The organism is Burkholderia sp. 28_3 (genome assembly GCF_003253915.1).
Taxonomy (GTDB): domain Bacteria; phylum Pseudomonadota; class Gammaproteobacteria; order Burkholderiales; family Burkholderiaceae; genus Burkholderia; species Burkholderia cenocepacia.
Window position 1 is genome coordinate 33,070 of sequence record NZ_QKZF01000028.1, and the last position, 16,056, is coordinate 49,125.

Below are 16,056 nucleotides of genomic sequence, written 5' to 3' on the forward strand. Positions count from 1 at the left end.
GTCCCGACGAAAAAGAATTGCTGATGGAGCGTGCATGGACGAGTTGACACTCGGTTTGATCGGCGCGGGCGCCGTCGTGGTGGGCGGCGTCGTGGTCTACAACGCATGGCAGGGCGCGAAAGTGCGCCGCAGGATGCCGCGCCCGATGCCGGAAGAAGCGGCCGAGGCGATGAACCGCCCCGAGCGCGACGAAGAGTTGCCGTTCATCGAGCCGGTGCGTCAGCCGGTGCGCCGCGAGCCCGCGGCGCCGGTCGCGGCGGCGACGGCGGCGGCCGAAACCGCGCGCGTCGAGCCGACGTTCGGCGGGGCCGCGCCGGCCGATACGCCGGCCGACCTGCAGGCCGAGGCGACGGGCGTCGACACGTCGGCCGAATCGAGCGAACCGGCTGCCGGCGAAGAGGCCGTGCCCGCCGCCACGCATGACGCGGCGGCCGAACCGGCCGAGCCGACCGAACCGGTGATGCCGGCCGCGACGACGGTCTCGTCGGCGCCGCCCGCGATCGTCGATCGCCGGATCGACTGCATCGTGCCGATCCGCCTCACCGGCCCGCTGCCGGGCGACAAGATCCTGCCGGTCGCGCAGCGGCTGCGCCGCGCGGGCAGCAAGCCCGTGCACATCGAAGGCAAGCCGGAAGGCGGCCAGTGGGAGCTGCTGCAGAACGGCGTGCGCTACGAAGAGCTGCGCGCGGCCGCGCAGCTTGCGAACCGCAGCGGCGCACTGAACGAGCTCGAATTCTCCGAATTCGTGACGGGCGTCCAGCAGTTCGCCGACGCGATCGACGGCGCGCCGGAATTCCCGGACATGATGGAAACGGTCGCGATGGCGCGCGAGCTCGACGCGTTTGCCGCGCAGTGCGACGCGCAACTGTCGATCAACGTGATGTCGGACGGTGCGCCGTGGTCCGCGAACTACGTGCAGGCGGTCGCGTCGCAGGACGGGCTGCTGCTGTCGCGCGACGGCACGCGCTTCGTGAAGCTCGACGCGAAGCAGAACCCGGTGTTCATGCTGCAGTTCGGCGATACGAACTTCCTGCGCGACGACCTGACGTACAAGGGCGGCAACATGATCACGCTGGTGCTCGACGTGCCGGTGGCCGAAGAGGACATCCTGCCGTTCCGGCTGATGTGCGATTACGCGAAGTCGCTGTCCGAGCGGATCGGCGCACGCGTCGTCGACGACTCGCGCCGGCCGCTGCCGGAGTCGACGCTGCTCGCGATCGAGCAGCAACTGATGAAGCTGTACGCGAAGCTCGAGGAAGCGGGCATCCCGGCCGGTTCGCCGGTCACGCGCCGCCTCTTCAGCCAGTAACGCGCCGGGCGCGGACGGCGGTATTCGACACCGTCGTTCGTCGCTGCGGCGAGCACGTTTCATGTGCGCTGCAGCACGTCATCCGGCCCGCATTGCGTGCCCCGCTGAGGCGTCAAACTGAGATAATCGGGCATCCGATTTTTTTCAGAACGACTCTGCCGCCAGCATGGCCCGAACCCAAGCCGAACCGCCAGCCAGCCAGCCCGACGCGCGCGCCGCGTGGCTGCGCGACCAACTCGAGCGGGCGAACTACGCCTATTACGTGCTCGACCAGCCGGATCTGCCCGACGCCGAATACGACCGGCTGTTCCGTGAGCTGCAGCAGCTCGAAACCGACCATCCCGAACTCGTGACGCCCGATTCGCCGACGCAGCGCGTCGGCGGCGAAGCGGCCGGCGGCTTCACGCCGGTCGTCCACGATGCGCCGATGCTGTCGCTGAACAACGGCTTCGCCGACGAGGACATCGTCGCGTTCGACAAGCGCGTCGCTGATGCGCTCGCCAAGGCGACCGATCTCGCCGGCTCGGTGACTGACCCCGTGGAATACGCGTGCGAACTGAAGTTCGACGGCCTGGCGATTTCGCTGCGCTACGAGAACGGCGTGTTCGTGCAGGCCGCGACGCGCGGCGACGGGACGACGGGCGAGGACGTGACCGAGAACGTGCGCACGATCCGCTCGATTCCGCTGAAACTGAAGGGCAAGCACGTGCCGGCCGTGCTCGACGTGCGCGGCGAGGTGCTGATGTTCAAGCGCGATTTCGCACGCCTGAACGAACGCCAGCGCGCGGCCGAGCAGCGCGAATTCGCGAACCCGCGCAACGCGGCGGCCGGCAGCCTGCGCCAGCTCGACTCGAAGATCACCGCGCAGCGGCCGCTGTCGTTCTTCGCGTACGGGATCGGCGTGCTCGACGGGATGCCGATGCCCGACACGCACAGCGCGCTGCTCGACTGGTACGAGGCGTTCGGCCTGCCGGTGAACCGCGAGCGCGCGGTCGTGCACGGCGCCGAAGGTTTGCTCGACTTCTTCCGCAAGGTCGGCGAGAAGCGCGAGTCGCTGCCATACGACATCGACGGCGTCGTCTACAAGGTCAACCGGCGCGACGAGCAGGAGCGGCTCGGCTTCGTGTCGCGTGCGCCGCGCTTCGCGCTCGCGCACAAGTTCCCCGCGCAGGAAGCGCTGACGAAGCTCGTCGCGATCGACGTGCAGGTCGGCCGCACCGGCGCGATCACGCCGGTCGCGCGCCTCGAGCCGGTGTTCGTCGGCGGGGCGACCGTGACCAACGCGACGCTGCACAACGAGGACGAAGTGCGCCGCAAGGACATCCGGATCGGCGACACCGTGATCGTGCGCCGCGCGGGCGACGTGATTCCGGAAGTGGTCGGCGCGCTGCTCGACCGGCGCCCGGCAGACGCGGCCGAATTCGTGATGCCGACCGAATGCCCGGTGTGCGGCTCGAAGATCGAGCGCCTGCCGGACGAGGCGATCGCGCGCTGCACCGGCGGGCTGTTCTGCCCGGCGCAGCGCAAGCAGGCGCTGTGGCATTTCGCGCAACGCCGCGCGCTCGACATCGACGGTCTCGGCGAGAAGATCATCGATCAGCTTGTCGAACTGAATCTGGTGCGCACGCCGGCCGACCTGTTCAATCTCGGGTTCGCGACGCTGGCCGAACTCGACCGGTTCGCGGAGAAGTCCGCGCAGAATCTGCTCGATTCGCTCGAGAAGGCGAAGCACACGACGCTCGCGCGCTTCATCTACGGGCTCGGCATCCGCCATGTCGGCGAATCGACCGCGAAGGATCTCGCGAAGCATTTCGGCTCGCTGACGCCGATCATGGACGCGTCGATCGAGGAACTGCTCGAAGTGAACGACGTCGGACCGATCGTCGCCGAGTCGATTCACCAGTTCTTCGCGGAAGAGCACAACCGGACGGTGATCGAGCAGTTGCGCGCGCCGGGCAAGGTCACGTGGCCGGAAGGGCCGCCCGCGCCGAAAGCGCCGCAGGGCGTGCTCGCCGGCAAGACGGTCGTGCTGACCGGCACGCTGCCGAATCTGACGCGCGATGCGGCGAAGGAAATGCTCGAAGCGGCGGGCGCCAAGGTGGCCGGCTCGGTATCGAAGAAGACGGATTACGTGGTCGCGGGCGCCGAAGCCGGCAGCAAGCTCGCGAAGGCCGAGGAACTCGGCATCCCCGTGCTGGACGAAGACGGTCTGCACCAACTCCTGGAGGGTAATACGCCATGATTCGCGAGATCCTGAAGATGGGCGATCCGCGCCTGCTCGAAGTCGCCCAACCGGTCGAGCGGTTCGATACACCCGAGCTGCACGAGATCGTCGCGGACATGTTCGAGACGATGCACCACGCGAACGGCGCCGGGCTGGCCGCGCCGCAGATCGGCATCGGGGTGCAGATCATCATCTTCGGCTTCGGCAACAACAACCGCTACCCGGATGCGCCGCCGGTGCCCGAAACCGTGCTGATCAACCCGAAGATCGAGTACATGCCGCCGGACATGGAAGAGGGCTGGGAAGGTTGCCTGTCGGTGCCGGGGATGCGCGGCGTCGTCAGCCGCTACGCGAAGGTGCGCTACAGCGGCTTCGACCAGTTCGGCCAGAAGATCGATCGTGTCGCCGAGGGGTTCCACGCGCGCGTGGTCCAGCACGAATACGATCACCTGATCGGCAAGCTGTATCCGATGCGGATCACCGATTTCACGCGCTTCGGCTTCACCGAGGTGCTGTTCCCGGGGCTCGATCCGGCCGACGACGACTGATCGGCCCGTTTTCGGCAGACAAGAAAAAAGCCCGCTCGAGCGGGCTTTTTCATTGGATGGCGTACCGGGTGCCTGCGGTCAGAACGTCTCGTCGGCCGACAGGTAGCGCCATTGGCCCTGCGGCAGCGCGCCGAGCATCACGCGGCCCATCCGCACGCGCTTGAGGCCGATCACGTCGAGGCCGACCAGTTCGCACATGCGGCGGATCTGGCGCTTCTTGCCTTCGCGCAGCACGAAGCGCAGCTGCTCGCCGTTCTGCCAGCTCACCATCGCGGGCTTCAGCGCGACGCCGTCGAGTTCGAGGCCGTGGCGCAGCTTCGCGAGCGATTCCGCCGGAAAGTGCTGGTCGATGTCGATCAGTCGTTCGCCGAAGCGCACGCGCACCAGGTATTCCTTGTCGATGTCCGACTGCTCGCCGATCAGCTGCTTCGCGATCACGCCGTTCTGCGTCAGCACCAGCAGGCCGGTGGAGTCGATGTCGAGACGGCCGGCCGGCGCAAGCGCATGCAGGTGTTGCGGCGAGAAGCGCACCGGCGAATGATCGCCGCTCCAGCGGTTCGCGCGCGTGATCAGCACGGCCGCCGGCTCGTAGCCGTCTTCCGCCTGGCCCGACACGTAGCCGACCGGCTTGTGCAGCAGGATCGTCACTTGCGCGGCCTGCGCGGCGCTCGCACGCTCGTCGATCTCGATCTTCTGGTCGGCGCGGACCTTGGTGCCGAGCGTGTCGATGCGTTCGCCGTCGACGAGCACCCAGCCCTTTTCGATCCATTCGTCGGCTTCGCGGCGCGAGCACATGCCGAGCTCGGACATCCGCTTCGACAGGCGCATCAGGCCCGTTTCGTCGCCGTAGTCGACGTCGGCCGTCGCGCGCTTGACGGGTTGCGCGGTCTTCACCGCGCCGAACGAACGGCGGTCGCCGTCGCGCGCCGGGCGGGCGGGGCGGTCGCCGAAGCTGCGCTTCGCGCCTTCGCTGGCGGCCTTGTCGCGGTAGGACGGACGCTTGCTGTCGTCGGCGCCTGCTGCGCGGCGCGGACGTGCGTCGTCATCACGGCGCGGCGGGCGATCGGACGACGTGCGGCGGTCGCCGAAGCCGCGCTTCGCGCCTTCGCCGGCGGCCTTGTCGCGGTACGACGGGCGCTTGCTGTCGTCACCACCCGCTGCACGGCGCGGACGCGTATCGTCGTCGCTGCGGCGCGGCGGGCGATCGGACGACGTACGGCGGTCGCCATAGCTGCGCTTCGCGCCTTCGCCGGTGGCTTTGTCGCGGTACGACGGGCGCTTGCTGTCGTCACCGCCTGCTGCGCGGCGCGGACGTGCGTCGTCATCACGGCGCGGCGGGCGATCCGACGACGTACGGCGGTCGCCATAGCTGCGCTTCGCGCCTTCGCTGGCGGCCTTGTCGCGGTAGGACGGACGCTTGCTGTCGTCGGCGCCCGCTGCGCGGCGCGGACGTGCGTCGTCATCACGGCGCGGCGGTCGATCGGAAGACGTGCGACGCTCGCCGAAGCCGCGCTTCGCGCCTTCACCGGATGCGTTGTCGCGATAGGACGGGCGCTTGCCTTCGTCGCCACCCGCGCGACGCGGACGCGCATCGTCATCGTGGCGCGGCGGGCGATCCGACGACGTGCGACGGTCGCCGAAACTGCGCTTCGCGCCTTCACCGGCTGCATTGTCGCGGTACGGCGCGCGCGTGCCGCGCTCGGCACCGCCGTCACGCGGCGCGCGCTTGGCCGGCGCGCGATCCGCGCCCGGGCGTTCGGCGCCGGCGGCGCCGCGCGGCTTGAACGAGCGCTCGCCGGTGGCGGCGGCCGCGGGCGCCTTCTTCGGGCGGGCCGGCTTGTCGCCTGCGGGCGGCGCGGCGGGACGCACCGCCTTGCGGGCGACGAGGCTGCCGGAGCGGACAGGGGCGCGAGTCGGCGACGCCGGCTTCGGATTCTTGACGGTTAATTTGGTGCGCATAAACGCTGGGATTCATTCAGACTGCGATCGCACGCAGCAATTCGGTTTCGAGCTGGATCTGCAGGCGGTTATCGGACAGGCCGGCGCCCGCGAGCAGGAAGATGTCTTCGACGCGCTCGCCGAGCGTATTGATCCGCGCCGCATGGACGCCGATCCGATGTTCGGCGAGGACGCGCGCGATCGAATAGAGAAGGCCCGGCCGGTCGTTGGCCGACACGGACAGGATGTAGTACTGACCGCGCTCGTCGGCCCGCAGGTCGACGCGCGGCGTGATCGGAAACGTCCGGGACAGCCTCGACAGGCGGCCCTTCGACGGTTCCGGCAGCGGGGCGGTTTCGGCGAGCCGCGCCGCGAGCTGCTGCTCGACGAGGTTCGCGATGTCGCGGTAGCGCACGTCGCGCTCGGTCTGCGTGACGATGAAGTTGTCGAGCGCATACCCGTGCCGCGTCGTGCTGACGCGCGCATCGAGCACCGACAGCCCGTTGCGGTCGAAATACGCGCAGATGCCCGCGAACAGGTCGGGGCGGTCCTTCACGTACACGAGCACCTGCAGCGCGTCGCCGATCGGCGACGGCCGCGCGCGGACGATCGCGGTTTCGGCGTTCACGTGCCGGTACAGCACACGCGTCTGCCATGCGATGTCGGCCGCGTCGTGACGCAGGAAGAAGCCGACGTCGAGCTGATCCCACAACGCGCGGTGCGCATCGTCCGGCACGGTTTCCAGGCGCAGCAGCGCGAGCGCCTGCTCCTGTCTCGACTTCAGCTCCGAATGCGCGTCGGGGTTCGCGCCGCCGAGCACCGCGAGCGTGATGCGGTACAGATCCTCGAGCAGCTTGCCCTTCCACGTGTTCCACACCTTCGGGCTCGTGCCGCGGATATCGGCGACGGTCAGCAGGTAGAGCGCGGTGAGATAGCGCTCGTTGCCGACGACCTCGGCGAAGCGCTTGATGACTTCGGGGTCGCTCGTGTCCTGTTTCTGCGCGACCTGGCTCATCGTCAGGTGATGCTGGACGAGCCACACGATCAGCGCCGCATCGTCGCCGGCGATGCCGTGCTCGCGGCAGAAGCGCCGCGCGTCGGCCATCCCGAGCGTCGAGTGGTCGCCGCCGCGGCCCTTCGCGATGTCATGGAACAGTGCCGCGACATACAGCACCCAAGGGCGCTCGAAGTTGCCGATCAGTTGGCTGCAGAACGGGTATTCGTGCGCATGCTCGGCTACCGCGAAGCGGCGGATGTTGCGCAGCACCATCAGGATGTGCTGGTCGACCGTGTACACGTGGTACAGGTCGTGCTGCATCTGCCCGACGATGCGGCGGAAATTCAGCAGGTAGCGGCCGAGCACGCTCGTCTGGTTCATCAGCCGGAACGCGTGCGTGATGCCTTCGGGCTGCTGCAGGATCCGCATGAACGTGTCGCGGTTGCGCGGATCGCGGCGCCACGCGTTGTTCATGATCTCGCGCGAGTTGTACAGCGCGCGCAGCGTGCGGGCGGACAGGCCTTTCACGCCACGCGTCGTTTCGTACAGCAGGAAGGCTTCGAGGATCGCGTCGGGATGGCGCTCGAACACGCCGTCGTCGACGATCTCGAGCATCCCCTGTTTCTCGACGAAGCGATCGGCCGACAGCACGCGCGTGATGCCGCTCGTCGCGGGGAACAGCTGCGCCTCGATGTTCTGGATCAGGATCGTCGCGAGCTGCGTGACCGCTTTCGCGGCCCAGTAGTAGCGACGCATCAGCTGCTCGCTCGCCCGCTTGGCCTGCGTCGGCTGGTAGCCGAAGCTTTCGGCGGCCTGCGTCTGCAGGTCGAACACGAGCATGTCCTGGCGACGCCCGGCGATCACGTGCAGCCGCGCGCGCAGCGTCTTCAGGAACCCTTCGTTGCGGCGCAGCTCGCGCGCTTCGCGGTCGGTGATCAGGCCGCGCGTGTCGAGTTCGCGCCAGCTGCTGCCGAAGCCGGCCGCGCGTGCGATCCACAGGATCGTCTGCAGGTCGCGCAGCCCGCCCGGGCTTTCCTTCACGTTCGGTTCGAGGCTGTACGGCGTGTCCTGGAACTTCGCGTGGCGCTGGCGCATCTCCAGCACCTTCGCGGTGAAGAACGCGCGGGCGTCGAGCGCTTCGTGGTAGCGCACGGTGAAGCGCTCGAACAGCGCGGTGCTGCCGACGATGCGGCGCGCTTCCAGCAGCGAGGTCTGCACCGTGACGTCCTGCGACGCCTCCTCGATGCACTGCGCGACCGTGCGCACGCTGCTGCCGATCTCGAGGCCGAGATCCCACGCCATGCCGATGAAGCGCTCGATGCGCGCGTCGAGCGCCGCGTCGTGCGCATCCGGCAGCAGCACGAGGATGTCGACGTCGGAATAGGGCGCGAGCTCGCCGCGCCCGTACCCGCCGACGGCGACGAGCGCGAGCGTCGCGGGCAGTCCGCAGTCGTCCCAAACGCGTTTCAATGCATCGTCGGTGAGTTTCGACAGCGCGTGCATCAGCGACGCGACGTTCGCCGCGCGGCGAAAGCGCTCGAGCATCTCCGTCTTGGCGGCCTTGAATTCGGCGCGCCGCGACAGCGCTTCGGGCGAGGGGGCAGCGTGAGCGCTCATGGGCGGCCGTTCAGGTGCGAAAGTGGGGCGGGCGGGGCGCGACGGCGCTCAGACGGCGGCGGCCGGCTGTGCGAACACCGGGCGCGCCGGCGTGCCGGCAGACACGGTCAGCACTTCGTAGCCGGTTTCGGTGACGAGCACCGTGTGCTCCCACTGCGCGGACAGGCTGCGGTCGCGGGTCTTGACCGTCCACTGGTCGGGCATCGTGCGGATGTCGCGCTTGCCGGCGTTGATCATCGGCTCGATCGTGAAGATCATCCCGGCCTTCAGTTCGATGCCGGTGCCCGGACGGCCGTAGTGGACGACCTGCGGATCCTCGTGGAACACCGTGCCGATGCCGTGGCCGCAATATTCGCGCACGACGCTGTAGCCCTGCGCCTCCGCGTGCTTCTGGATCGCATGGCCGATGTCGCCGAGATGCGCGCCGGGTTTGACCTGGTCGATGCCGAGCCACATGCATTCGTAGGTGGTCTGCACGAGGCGCTTCGCGAGGATCGAGCCCTCGCCGACGATGAACATCCGGCTGGTGTCGCCGAAATAGCCGTTCTTGATCACGGTGATGTCGATGTTCAGCGCGTCGCCGTTCTTGAGCACCTTCTCGCCGGGAATGCCGTGGCAGATCACGTCGTTGACCGAAATGCAGGTGGCCTTCGGGTACGGCGGATAGCCGGGCGGCTGGTAGTTCAGCGGCGCGGGGATCGTGCCTTGCTCGTTGAGCATGAACTCGTGGCAGAGGCGGTCGAGTTCGGCGGTCGTGACGCCCGCGACGACGTGCGGCGTGATGAAGTCGAGCACTTCGCTCGCGAGACGGCAGGCGACGCGCATCTCCGCGATATCGTGTTCGTTTTTGAGCGTAATAGCCATCGAGGTATGCCTGGAATGCGGTGAATTGACGGATTATCGCACCTTATGGCGGGCCTCGCAGCCCCTGCGGGCCGCGCGGATGCGGGTTTTCGCGGATTGCCCGGCCCGCTGCCGCGCGGCAAGCGAAAGTGCCGAGCGACTTGAGAGCGGACAAATCCGCGTGCTATACTCTTTGGCTAAGTCGATATCCAAATGCCGAATTTGCCCCAAGTTGGGGCGGCATCGCGGTGAAAGGCTTACGGCACGGGCGTTTTGCGCGTGCCGAATCGCAAGCCGGCGCAACCAGGGTGCCGTCCGTGCGGAATTCACGCCTTCGTGGCGGGTTCGCGCGGCGGTACGGCAGCCGGCTTAAGACCCAACCCTCGTGGAGAATTTACATGGCAGTTACGATGCGCCAAATGCTGGAAGCGGGTGTCCACTTCGGTCACCAGACGCGCTTCTGGAACCCGAAGATGGCTCCGTTCATTTTCGGTCACCGCAACAAGATTCACATCATCAACCTCGAAAAGACGCTGCCGATGTTCACGGACGCACAGAAGTACGTGCGCCAGCTGGCAGCGAACCGCGGCACGATCCTGTTCGTCGGCACGAAGCGCCAGTCGCGTGACACGATCGCCCAGGAAGCGCAACGTGCGGGCATGCCGTACGTCAACGCACGCTGGCTCGGCGGCATGATGACCAACTTCAAGACGCTGAAGGTGTCGATCAAGCGCCTGAAGGACATGGAAGCGGCAGTCGAGGCGGGCGAGCTCGAGAAGATGAGCAAGAAGGAAGCGCTGCTGTTCGAACGCGAAATCGCCAAGCTGCAGAAGTCGATCGGCGGCGTGAAGGACATGGGCGGCATTCCGGACGCGATCTTCGTCGTCGACGTCGGCTACCACAAGATCGCCGTCACGGAAGCGAACAAGCTGGGCGTGCCGGTCATCGCCGTGGTCGATACGAACCACTCGCCGGAAGGTGTGGATTACGTGATCCCGGGTAACGACGACTCGAGCAAGGCAGTCGCGCTGTACGCCGAAGGCGTGGCCGACGCGATCCTCGAAGGCCGTGCGAACGCGGTCAACGAAGTGGTCCAGGCCGCACGCGGCGACGACGAGTACGTCGAGGAAAACGCGTAACTGGCCCCGAGCCGGCGCAAAAAGGGGGCTCTCAACAGGCCCCCTTTTTTTAAGCTTGTGCGCCGGACCTGATCGCGCCGAATCGGCGCGGGTCCGGAAACGAATCTCGGCCGTTCGCGTCCAAGCGGGCGGCGTTGTGAATACAGACTCAAGGAGCGAATGATGGCGGCAATTACCGCAAGCATGGTGGCAGAACTGCGCGCGAAGACCGACGCACCGATGATGGAGTGCAAGAAGGCGCTGACGGAAGCCGACGGCGATCTGGCCAAGGCTGAAGAACTGCTGCGCGTCAAGCTCGGCAACAAGGCGAGCAAGGCCGCATCGCGCGTGACGGCTGAAGGCGTCGTCGCCTCGTTCGTCGGCGGCAACGCGGGCGCGCTGGTCGAGCTGAACTGCGAAACCGACTTCGTCGCGAAGAACGACGACTTCCTCGCATTCTCGAAGACGGTCGCGGAACTCGTCGCGACGCAGAACCCGGCCGACGTGGCCGCGCTGTCGGCGCTGCCGCTCGACGGCTCGACCGTCGACGCAGTCCGCCTCGCGCTGATCGGCAAGATCGGCGAGAACGTGTCGATCCGCCGTTTCGTCCGTTTCGAAACCGCGAACAAGATCGCGACGTACCTGCACGGCGCGCGTATCGGCGTGATCGTCGAGTACACGGGCGCGGACGAGCAGGTCGGCAAGGACGTCGCGATGCACATCGCGGCGATGAAGCCGGTCGCGCTGTCGTCGGCCGACGTGCCGGCGGAACTGATCGAGACGGAACGCCGCGTGGCCGAGCAGAAGGCCGCGGAATCGGGCAAGCCGGCCGAAATCGTCGCGAAGATGGTCGACGGTAGCGTCCAGAAGTACCTGAAGGAAGTGTCGCTGCTGAACCAGACGTTCGTGAAGAACGACAAGCAGACGATCGAGCAGATGCTGAAGGCAGCGAATGCGGCGGTGCAGAAGTTCGCGCTGTTCGTCGTCGGCGAAGGCATCGAGAAGCGCCAGGACGACTTCGCCGCCGAAGTGGCCGCGCAAGTCGCAGCAGCAAAGCAGCAGTAAGCAGTCAGGCAGTATCCGCGGCGGGCGTCCGCTCCGCCGCGGCCGGCGGCGTCGCCGGCCGGCCGGGAACCCCGGTCCGGTCGGCGGCGCTTGCCCGAATCAGTATTTCGCCCCTACAGTTCGTGGTTGTCATCCTCTCGTCGCTCGGAAGCCCCTATGTCCAATGCCTATAAACGCGTCCTCCTCAAACTCTCCGGCGAAGCGCTGATGGGCGACGATGCCTTCGGCATCAATCGCGCGACGATCGAACGGATGGTGGCCGATATCGCCGAAGTCGTGCGTCTCGGCACGCAGCTCGCGGTCGTGATCGGTGGCGGTAATATTTTCCGCGGTGTCGCGGGCGGCGCGGCCGGCATGGACCGCGCGACGGCCGACTACATGGGGATGCTGGCGACGATGATGAACGCATTGGCGCTGCAGGACGCGATGCGCCACGCGGGCATCGAGGCGCGCGTGCAGTCCGCGCTGCGCATGGACCAGGTCGTCGAGCCGTACATCCGGCCCCGCGCGATCCGTCAGCTCGAGGAAGGCCGCGTCGTGATCTTCGCGGCCGGCACCGGCAACCCGTTCTTCACGACGGATACCGCCGCCGCGCTGCGCGGCTCGGAAGTGGGCGCCGAAGTCGTGCTGAAGGCGACCAAGGTCGATGGCGTATATTCTGCCGATCCGAAGAAGGATCCGTCGGCCACGCGCTACACGACGATCAGCTTCGACGAGGCGATCAGCCGCAACCTGCAGGTGATGGACGCGACGGCGTTTGCGCTGTGCCGCGACCAGAAGCTGCCGATTCGCGTGTTTTCGATCAACAAGCCGGGCGCGCTCAAGCGCATCGTGCTGGGCGAGGACGAAGGTACGCTCGTCCACGTGTAAACTCCCGCGGATGCGGGCGACCGGCGCGGGTTGCCGGCCGCGGCGCGCGACATGCGCCGGGCGGGGCCCGCGTTCTTTGAAGGTTTGAAGGTTCGGAGGTTGAAATGAGTGTCGCTGATGTGAAGAAGGGCGTCGAGCAAAAGATGCAGCGCTCGATCGAAGCGTTCAAGAACGATCTGGCCAAGATCCGTACGGGCCGTGCGCACACCGGTCTGCTCGATCACGTGCAGGTCGACTACTACGGCTCGATGGTGCCGATCTCGCAGGTCGCGAACCTGACGCTCGTCGACGCGCGCACGATCGGCGTGCAGCCGTGGGAAAAGAACATGGTCGCGAAGGTCGAGAAGGCCATCCGCGAAGCCGATCTGGGCCTGAACCCGGCAACGGCCGGCGACCTGATCCGCGTGCCGATGCCCGCGCTGACGGAAGAGCGCCGCCGCGAGCTGACCAAGGTCGTGAAGAGCGAAGGCGAAACGGCCAAGGTCGCGATCCGCAACCTGCGCCGCGACGCGAACGAAGCGCTGAAGAAGCTCGTGAAGGACAAGGAAATCTCGGAAGACGACGAGCGCCGTGCGAGCGACGACGTGCAGAAGCTGACCGACAAGCACGTTGCCGAAGTCGACAAGCTCGTGCAGACCAAGGAAGCCGAGATCATGACGGTCTGACGACCGTCCTCGCGCGCCGCCTTCTTCCCGCATTACTGTCTCAACGGCCATGACCTATACCAGCTCTACCGTTCGCGTGCCTGACGTCGGCGTCGTGCCGCGTCACATCGCGATCATCATGGACGGCAACGGCCGTTGGGCGACCGAACGCCGCTTGCCGCGCGTCGCGGGGCACACCCGCGGCGTCGATGCCGTGCGGGCGGTGGTCGAAGGCTGCGCGCGCGCCGGCGTCGAGTACCTGACGCTGTTCGCGTTCAGTTCGGAAAACTGGCGCCGGCCGAACGACGAAGTGTCGTTCCTGATGCGGCTGTTCATCACCGCGCTCGAGCGCGAGGTGGGCAAGCTGCATGCGAACGGGATCCGCCTGCGTGTCGTCGGCGATCTCGACCGTTTCGAGCCGCGCATCCGCGAACTGATTCGCCGCGCCGAAACCAAGACGGCGCGCAATACCCGTTTGACGCTCACCATCGCGGCCAACTACGGCGGCCGGTGGGACATCCTGCAGGCGACGAAGAAGCTCGTCGAGCAGGCCGTGCGCGAAGGTCGCGAGATCGAAGTGACCGAGGATGCATTCGCGCCGCACCTGGCGATGGCCTATGCGCCGGAGCCCGATCTCTTCATCCGCACCGGTGGCGAGCAGCGCGTCAGCAACTTCCTGCTGTGGCAGCTCGCGTACGCCGAATTCTATTTCACCGACAAGTACTGGCCGGATTTCGACGGCGCGGCACTGGCCGACGCGATGGCGTCGTATACCGAGCGCGAGCGCCGTTTCGGGCGCACGAGTGCGCAGCTCGAACCGCAATCGCAGAACGCCGACTCCCTTTCATGCTGAAAACCCGTGTGATCACGGCGATCGTGATGCTGGCAGTGCTGCTGCCGGTGACGCTGTTCGCGCCGCTCGCCGGGTTCGGTGCGCTGATCGGCGTCGTACTCGTGTTCGCCGCGTGGGAGTGGGCGCGCCTGCTCAAGCTCGGCGGCGCCGGCCCGGTCGTCTATGCGCTCGTCGCGGCGCTCACGCTCGCGGCCACCGCGCCGCTCGGCGTCGATGCGGCATCGTCCCGTCCCCTTTTCATGGCGGCCGGCGTGTTCTGGCTGCTGGTCGGCCCGTTCGCGCTGCGGCGCAAGCCCGACCTCGCGGGCGGCGTGTGGCGGCCGTTCCTGCTGGCCGCCGGCCTCGTCGTGTTCGCCGCCTGCTGGCATGCGCTCGTGGCAGCCCGCGCGCAGGGCGTGCCGTTCGTGCTGTCGCTGCTTCTGGTCGTCTGGCTGGCCGATATCGGCGCATACTTCGCGGGCAAGGCCTTCGGAAAGCGTAAACTGGCCATCACGATCAGCCCCGGCAAGAGCTGGGAGGGTGCGATCGGCGGCTGGTTCGCGGTGATGGCCGTCGCCGGTGTCGCGATGGCCGTGCATGCGTTCGAACCGACCCTGTTTTCTGCATTCGCCATGCGCTACGGGATGCCCGGCGCATGGGCCGCGCTGACGCTGCTGGTCGCGTACAGCGTGATCGGCGACCTGTTCGAGTCGCTGCTGAAGCGGCAGGCGGGCGTGAAGGATTCGAGCGGACTGCTGCCGGGCCACGGCGGCGTGCTCGATCGTGTCGACGCGCTGCTGCCGGTGCTGCCGCTCGCGATGCTGCTGCTTGGTTAAACCATTATTCCTGTTATGCAAAAACGTCTGACATTGCTCGGTTCCACGGGCTCGATCGGAGACAGCACGCTCGACGTGGTCGCGCGCCATCCCGAGCGCTTCTCGGTCTATGCGCTGACCGCGCACCGCAACGGCGACAAGCTCGTCGAGCAGTGTCTGCGCTTCGCGCCTGAAGTGGCGGTGGTCGGCGATGCCGCGACGGCCGCGCACGTCGACGCCAAACTGCGCGCGGCCGGCAGCAAGACGGTCGTGCTGCACGGGCCGCAGGCGCTCGTCGACGTGTCGAAGAGCGACGGCTGCGACACGGTGGTCGCGGCGATCGTCGGCGCGGCTGGCCTCGCGCCGAGCCTGGCGGCCGCACGCGCCGGCAAGCGGATCCTGCTCGCGAACAAGGAGGCGCTCGTGATGTCGGGCGCGATCTTCATGGACGCCGTACGCGACCATGGCGCGATCCTGCTGCCGGTCGACAGCGAACACAACGCGATCTTCCAGTGCATGCCGCGCGACGCGGCCGAGCACGGCGGGATCTCGAAGATCATCCTGACCGCGTCGGGCGGCCCGTTCCGTACGCGCGAACCGGCCACGCTGGTCGACGTCACGCCGGACGAAGCGTGCAAGCACCCGAACTGGGTGATGGGCCGCAAGATCTCGGTCGATTCCGCGACGATGATGAACAAGGGCCTCGAGGTGATCGAGGCGCACTGGATCTTCGGGTTGCCCGGCGACCGGATCGACGTGCTGATCCACCCGCAGAGCGTGATCCATTCGCTCGTGTCGTACCGCGACGGCTCGGTGCTCGCGCAGCTCGGCAACCCCGACATGCGCACGCCGATCGCGCACGCGCTCGCGTTTCCCGAGCGCGTCGACGCGGGCGTCGACCAGCTCGACCTCGCGCAGATCGCCCAGCTGTCGTTCGAGAAGCCCGATTACGCGCGCTTCCCGTGCCTCGCGCTCGCGCTGAAGGCACTCGAGGAAGGCGGTATCGCGAGCGCCGCATTGAACGCGGCGAACGAAGTCGCGGTCGAAGCATTTCTCGAGCGCCGGATCGGCTTCATGGCGATCGCGGCGACGGTCGACGCCGTGCTCAACACGCTGCCGAACCGCGCGCCCGACGGGCTCGACGACGTCCTCGCGGCGGATGCCGAGGCTCGCCGCCTCGCCGCCGCGATCATTGCGAAAGCGCCTGCGCCACGCGTGGAGCGTACTGTCTGAATG

Annotated in this window: 13 protein-coding genes; 10 read left to right on the plus strand and 3 right to left on the minus strand. The window is 67.4% G+C overall.

Annotation, left to right across the window (positions count from 1 at the left end; translation table 11 throughout):
* The first annotated feature begins 34 nt into the window (after nt 1-34).
* The 3 genes from DFS13_RS34925 (at nt 35) to def (ending at nt 4,081) form a co-directional block, all read left to right on the plus strand.
* Nucleotides 35-1,309 carry a cell division protein ZipA C-terminal FtsZ-binding domain-containing protein gene (locus tag DFS13_RS34925; RefSeq protein WP_006498677.1) on the plus strand — a complete coding sequence of 425 codons (1,275 nt, stop codon included), beginning with the start codon at nt 35-37 and terminating at the stop codon, nt 1,307-1,309.
* Between the two features lie 166 nt (nt 1,310-1,475).
* Nucleotides 1,476-3,551, plus strand: a complete 2,076-nt coding sequence (gene ligA / locus DFS13_RS34930) for an NAD-dependent DNA ligase LigA (protein ID WP_006498678.1) — start codon at nt 1,476-1,478, stop codon at nt 3,549-3,551.
* On the plus strand, nt 3,548-4,081 hold the full coding sequence (gene def, locus DFS13_RS34935; RefSeq protein WP_069353284.1) for a peptide deformylase: 534 nt from the start codon (nt 3,548-3,550) through the stop codon (nt 4,079-4,081). Before ligA ends, def begins: the two co-directional genes overlap by 4 nt.
* Before the next feature lie 78 nt (nt 4,082-4,159).
* Here the strand turns inward: def and DFS13_RS34940 are convergent, their stop codons facing one another.
* The 3 genes from DFS13_RS34940 to map are packed head-to-tail and all read right to left on the minus strand — an operon-like array spanning nt 4,160 to nt 9,497.
* Nucleotides 4,160-6,040 carry a pseudouridine synthase gene (locus DFS13_RS34940; protein ID WP_077190685.1) on the minus strand — a complete coding sequence of 627 codons (1,881 nt, stop codon included), beginning with the start codon at nt 6,038-6,040 and terminating at the stop codon, nt 4,160-4,162.
* A 16-nt stretch (nt 6,041-6,056) separates the two neighbouring features.
* Nucleotides 6,057-8,633, minus strand: coding sequence for a [protein-PII] uridylyltransferase (locus tag DFS13_RS34945; RefSeq protein ID WP_006483828.1), 2,577 nt, complete (start codon nt 8,631-8,633; stop codon nt 6,057-6,059).
* Nucleotides 8,634-8,681: 48 nt separating this feature from the next.
* Nucleotides 8,682-9,497: a type I methionyl aminopeptidase gene (gene map / locus DFS13_RS34950; protein ID WP_006483813.1), complete on the minus strand. Its 816-nt coding sequence runs from the start codon at nt 9,495-9,497 to the stop codon at nt 8,682-8,684.
* Nucleotides 9,498-9,874: 377 nt separating this feature from the next.
* On the opposite strand from map, the gene rpsB reads away from it, so the two are divergent.
* The 7 genes from rpsB (at nt 9,875) to DFS13_RS34985 (ending at nt 16,053) form a co-directional block, all read left to right on the plus strand.
* Nucleotides 9,875-10,615 carry a 30S ribosomal protein S2 gene (gene rpsB, locus DFS13_RS34955; protein ID WP_006483818.1) on the plus strand — a complete coding sequence of 247 codons (741 nt, stop codon included), beginning with the start codon at nt 9,875-9,877 and terminating at the stop codon, nt 10,613-10,615.
* A gap of 162 nt (nt 10,616-10,777) precedes the next feature.
* Nucleotides 10,778-11,659 (plus strand): translation elongation factor Ts, encoded by an 882-nt coding sequence (gene tsf, locus DFS13_RS34960; protein WP_006483826.1) that lies wholly within the window; start codon nt 10,778-10,780, stop codon nt 11,657-11,659.
* Nucleotides 11,660-11,815: 156 nt separating this feature from the next.
* Nucleotides 11,816-12,529, plus strand: a complete 714-nt coding sequence (gene pyrH / locus DFS13_RS34965; protein WP_006402648.1) for a UMP kinase — start codon at nt 11,816-11,818, stop codon at nt 12,527-12,529.
* 104 nt (nt 12,530-12,633) lie between these two features.
* Nucleotides 12,634-13,194 (plus strand): ribosome recycling factor, encoded by a 561-nt coding sequence (gene frr / locus DFS13_RS34970; RefSeq protein WP_006483822.1) that lies wholly within the window; start codon nt 12,634-12,636, stop codon nt 13,192-13,194.
* A 49-nt stretch (nt 13,195-13,243) separates the two neighbouring features.
* A complete protein-coding gene (gene uppS / locus DFS13_RS34975; RefSeq protein WP_034201584.1) occupies nt 13,244-14,026 on the plus strand; it encodes a polyprenyl diphosphate synthase in 783 nt (260 codons plus the stop codon).
* Nucleotides 14,020-14,841 (plus strand): phosphatidate cytidylyltransferase, encoded by an 822-nt coding sequence (locus tag DFS13_RS34980; RefSeq protein ID WP_111442729.1) that lies wholly within the window; start codon nt 14,020-14,022, stop codon nt 14,839-14,841. The genes uppS and DFS13_RS34980 overlap by 7 nt, the downstream gene beginning before the upstream one ends.
* A 15-nt stretch (nt 14,842-14,856) precedes the next feature.
* Nucleotides 14,857-16,053 (plus strand): 1-deoxy-D-xylulose-5-phosphate reductoisomerase, encoded by a 1,197-nt coding sequence (locus tag DFS13_RS34985; protein WP_006483824.1) that lies wholly within the window; start codon nt 14,857-14,859, stop codon nt 16,051-16,053.
* Nucleotides 16,054-16,056: the final 3 nt, after the last annotated feature.